4 protein-coding genes are annotated in these 3,221 nt (G+C 64.4%); all 4 read right to left on the reverse strand.

Going from position 1 to position 3,221, the window contains the following annotated elements:
* A partial coding sequence (locus tag Q0L94_RS13600) for a hypothetical protein (RefSeq protein WP_296754030.1) occupies positions 1-220 on the reverse strand: 220 nt, incomplete at its 3' end.
* A gap of 153 nt (positions 221-373) precedes the next feature.
* Positions 374-2,278, reverse strand: coding sequence for a dynamin family protein (locus Q0L94_RS13605; RefSeq protein ID WP_296754031.1), 1,905 nt, complete (start codon positions 2,276-2,278; stop codon positions 374-376).
* The gene (locus tag Q0L94_RS13610) at positions 2,275-2,586 is read right to left on the reverse strand and encodes a DUF167 domain-containing protein (protein ID WP_296754032.1); all 312 of its coding nucleotides are present in this window, start codon (positions 2,584-2,586) and stop codon (positions 2,275-2,277) included. Before Q0L94_RS13610 ends, Q0L94_RS13605 begins: the two co-directional genes overlap by 4 nt.
* Before the next feature lie 147 nt (positions 2,587-2,733).
* Positions 2,734-3,221: YggT family protein (locus Q0L94_RS13615; RefSeq protein ID WP_296754033.1), on the reverse strand; the 488-nt coding region annotated here is incomplete at its 5' end.

A 3,221-nucleotide genomic window follows, 5' to 3' on the forward strand; every position in this document is an offset into this window, starting at 1 on the left:
CCTCGCGCATGATGCGAATCTCGTCGGCAAGCTCTTCAGGCGACATCATGGCAGGCTCGGCCGTTTGTTCCATGCGCGACAACGCCTCGAAGAATTTATCCTGACGTTTGGCCTGCAACTGTTCGCGCAGCAGTTTTTCCAACGCAGCTCCCGACAACAGGCCAGCCTGCTTGGCTTCCTGGGCAAGCTGGTCAGGCAACGTGATTTGCACGGTGGTCATGTATCTCTCCTTGATCTGTGATGCGCTGCATCACACTGGACGGTTGTGTGAAAGAAGCATAGCGTCAGGGAGGACACATCACAACAAATGCCGTGGCGGCATGAAGGCTTCACGCGGAAACGCTGCTGCGCTGGTTTTTAGCGCAACACTGGATCAGGCCGCCAGCGCGCCGGCGATCCGCTCGAGTTCGACCTTGTCGCGGCGCAAGCGCTCGATCTGCTGCTTGAGCTGCGCCATGCGATTGTGCAGCGTGCCCATGTTTTCGAGGATGCGCTGCAGGGCGGACAGGCGGGTGTCGAGATAGTGCTTGTGTTCGCGAATGCGCGTCATCACGGGGTCGAGCGCGATGCGCAGCCAGCGCTCGGCCTCGGTACGCGCGAGCAGAAAGGTCTTGCGCGCCTCTTCGGCCAGACCAGCGTAGAAACGGCGGATCATGAAGCGCTTTTCCAGCATGAGGTTGGCAGGATCGCGGCAGAAGGCCTCGGTCTCCACGGCAAGCGCTTCCAGTCGGTTGCGGTAGGCGCCAAGGTCGAGCCGCGGCGCCTGCATCTTCGGCAGGCGATGCTGGCGATGAAAATGCGCGTACGCCTGCTCGAGCACGTCCAGCATCTGGTTGGCCTGCGCGCTGGCGTAATGCAGCCGTGCGCTCATCTGGGCGCTCAGCGTGCGGATGCCGTGGGTGAGGCCGTGCGTGGTCCAACTGCCCTCCATGCTTGTGCGGCCATCGTTCAGGATGGCGTCGAGCGTCTCCTCGGAAAGCTCACCCAGCAGTTCCTTGCCGCGCGCATGCAGGTTTTTGCGCGTGACGCGGAACTGCTGGGCGGCGGCATCGTACGCCTCCTTCTCGCGCAGCAGCTCGGCGCGCGTCTGTTCGATCAGTTCGCGGTTCTTGCCCGACAGCTGGGTGAGCTGGATCAACTCGTCGCTGGTGCGCTTGAGGCGCGCCGACAGATCGATCCGGCTCTCCTCGATCATGGCATTGACGTCGCGGCCGATGGAATGGAACAGCATGTCGCGCCGTGCCGGGACGATCTGGTGCGCGAGCAGATATTCCAGCGCGTCGATGCCGGAGCGCAGGCGCAGCGCCTCGTCGCCGCGCACTTTCGCCGCCAGCGCCTTCTGCGCCGACACTGAAAACACGCTGGCGCGCGGCAGCTTGAGCACGCGTGCGGTCTCCTCGGCCTGGCGCTCGATGGTGGCGCGCACCTCGGCATCGTTCCTCAGTTCGTCCCACAGCATGTCGATCTTGTTCAGCACCGCCACGTGGTAGTTGGAATGGCGGTGCACGTGTTTCTGCCAGATTTCCAGATCCGAGCGCGTCACCCCGGTATCGGTCGCCAGCAGATACATCACTGCATGCGCATTCGGAATCACCGACAGCGTAAGTTCGGGTTCGGCGCCCAGTGCGTTGAGCCCGGGCGTATCGAGTATCGTCAGCCCGGCCTGCAGCAACGGATGCGGGTAGTTGACCATGGCATAGCGCCAGGCCGGCACCTCCACGGTGCCGTCGGCGCGCAGCAGGTGGCGCTCGCTGGCATCTTCGCCGTTCCACAGCCCCAACTCGATGGCTTCCACCGCCGGCAACGGCTTGGTCTCGGTGAGTTTTTTCAGGCTTTCCTGCAACTGCCGCGGATCGCTCGGGTCGAGCAGCACCCGGCACCACTCGATCGGCATGTGCTTCAAGCGCGCCAGCGATTCGCTGCGGCGGCGCGTTTCGATCGGCAGCAGGCACAGGCTGGGCATTTCGTCCGGGCTGGCAAACAGTTCGGTCGGGCACATGGTGGTGCGTCCGGCGTCGGACGGCAGCAGGCGCTGGCCGTGGTTGGCAAAGAACAGGGCGTTGATGAGTTCGGTCTTGCCGCGCGAGAATTCGGCGACGAACGCCACCACCAGCTTGTCCTGGCGCAGGCCGGAGGCGGTATCGGCCAGCCGCAGGGTACGCTCGGCGTCGATGCCGTGCTGGCGGTCGAGCCAGTCGGCGTAGTCGGTGATCGCGGTTGCCAGCCGCAAGCGCCGCTCGCTGTACTCGGCGACTTCCTGTTCCAGGTGGATGCTCATGTTTGTCTGTTTTTCCCGATTTCACGCCAGGGGGCTTCGACACCGCATACCGCCACGGTTTTCTGCCGCGAGCTTTCGCCCCGCACCAGGCGCACCGCCGATTTCGGCACCCCCAGCTGCGCGGCCAGCCAGGCCAGCAGATGCGCATTCGCCTTGTTATCGACGGGCGGCGCGGCAATCTTTAATTTCAGCCGCCCGCCATGTTCGCCGACCGCAGCCGTCAGCTTCGCCCCGGGCTGCACATGCAGGTCGAGCAGCCAGCCGGCGCCGTCGCGGCGCGCCCAGACCGGCGGCTCATTCGGGTTCAAGACCGGGCGTGACGCGAAGACAAGCCGAAGACAGTGCAACGAGCACGGCGGAGCGTGGTTGTTGCCGATTTATCGGCTTTACAACCACGGCCTGCCCCTTGCGGACGAGCCGCAGTCGACAAAGTCACGGTCGGTCTTGAAACGGAATCAGAGCGCGCCAAGCAATGCCCGCTCCAAGGCCAGCACCGGCACCATCAGCACCAGCTGGCACACGATGAACAGCACCAGCGGTGTCAGGTCGACCTGGGCGACCGTGGGAACGATGCGCCGCAGCGGGCGCAGGAACGGCTCGGTCAATTCATACACGACCGGCATCAGCGGCGTATTGCTGTTGACCCACGACAACACCGCGCGCACCAGGGTCAGGCCGATAATCAGGTAGATCACCAGGCTCAGCAGCCGTACCGCCGCCAGTCCCAGCATCACCGGCCACACTCTGGCGCCGGCCAGCGCAAAGGGAAAACCGTCCAGCCAGTACACCATCGTCACCACGGCCAGTTCGACCAGCAGCGCCACCACCAGGCATGCCCAGTCGAGGCCGAACAGGCCCGGCACCACCCGGCGCAGCGGCTTCACCGCAAAATCGGTGATGGCGACGATGAATTGCGCGAAGGGATTGCGAAACGGCACCCGGA

It is taken from the genome of Thiobacillus sp. (assembly GCF_024708915.1).